Genomic DNA, 1,149 nt, shown 5'->3' with positions numbered 1-1,149 from the left:
TAACAAAGGAAGTCTATATGTTAGCCATTATCGGCGGCAGCGGTTTGACCAAACTGCCGGAACTCGAAATTACTGAACGAAAAATTGTACGCACTCCATACGGCTTAACCAGCAGCCCTATTTTGTTCGGCAGGTTGGGGCGCTTGGATATTGTTTTCCTTGCCCGACACGGCTTCAGCCATACCATCGCGCCGCATGAAATCAACTACCGCGCTAATATCTGGGCGTTACATTCTTTAGGCGTCGAAAACATCATTGCCATTTCTTCAGTTGTCGGTATCAACCCCGATTTTGAAAACGGCAGTTTGGTGTTGCCGGACGATTTGATCGACTATACCTATGGCCGCAAAGATACTTTTTTTGAAGGCCAAGAATGTCCGGTTGTCCATACCGATTTTTTCAACCCTTATTGCGATGAATTGCGACAAGAATTGTTAAATATCACGAAAGCACACAATGTGCCGATTTACGATTCTGCCGTTTATGGCTGCCTGCAAGGTCCGCGCCGTCCAACTCGCGCAGAAATCGCCCGTTATCGACGTGACGGCGTAGATGTACTCGGTATGACCGGCATGCCCGAAGCCGTTTTGGCCAGAGAGTTGAAAATGGCCTATGCCCACTTTTGCAGCGTCAGTAGCATTGATTGCTTTGATAGCGGAGTAGGGACTGTGGGCTGTAATGAACAGACTTCTATGGCGATGACGAAAATCCGACAATTATTGAATGGTTTGTAATTGATCATGCCGTCTGAAATGATGTTTTCAGATGGCATTGTTTTATTTAAGAAGCCGTTTCACGCGCCCAATGGGGCAGGGAGGCTTTTTGTTTGCGGAACGAGGCAAGTTTCATACCCTGACATTTTTCAAAAATCAATTCAACCCCACTTTGCAACTGCAAAATCAAATTGGTATGCGTTTCCGTTTTAATAAAATCGATATTGCGTTGCACCAAGCGTTGAATGACAGCGTATACATCAAGGCAGCCATTTGCAAAAAACCATGGATTCAACTTTACCCAACGGCCGCCGCTTAATGCAGCATCAGGCTGAAAATCAGCGCGAATCTGTGTCAAACGATTGTCGGAGAAATGCAGTTCGATATCGCCATAAAGCCAAATATTCCAGCCTTTTTGTACCAACAAGCCTTTAGG

2 protein-coding genes are annotated in these 1,149 nt (G+C 45.8%); one reads left to right on the top strand and one right to left on the bottom strand.

Annotation, left to right across the window (positions count from 1 at the left end; translation table 11 throughout):
- Positions 1 to 17 precede the first annotated feature (17 nt).
- Positions 18 to 734 (top strand): S-methyl-5'-thioinosine phosphorylase, encoded by a 717-nt coding sequence (locus tag ACTHS3_RS13885; RefSeq protein WP_070609003.1) that lies wholly within the window; start codon positions 18 to 20, stop codon positions 732 to 734.
- Positions 735 to 780: 46 nt separating this feature from the next.
- Here ACTHS3_RS13885 and ACTHS3_RS13880 read toward each other — a convergent pair.
- Positions 781 to 1,149: hypothetical protein (locus ACTHS3_RS13880; protein ID WP_440368239.1), on the bottom strand; the 369-nt coding region annotated here is incomplete at its 5' end.

Source organism: Neisseria sp. P0009.S007 (assembly GCF_051962515.1).
The sequence above is the reverse complement of the archived record's forward strand: the minus strand, read 5'-3'. Positions and strand labels throughout refer to the sequence as shown.

Excerpts from the sequence above, each read along its gene's own strand:
- ACTHS3_RS13885 (WP_070609003.1), top strand. The coding sequence starts at position 18 with ATGTTAGCCATTATCGGCGGCAGCGGTTTGACCAAACTGCCGGAACTC.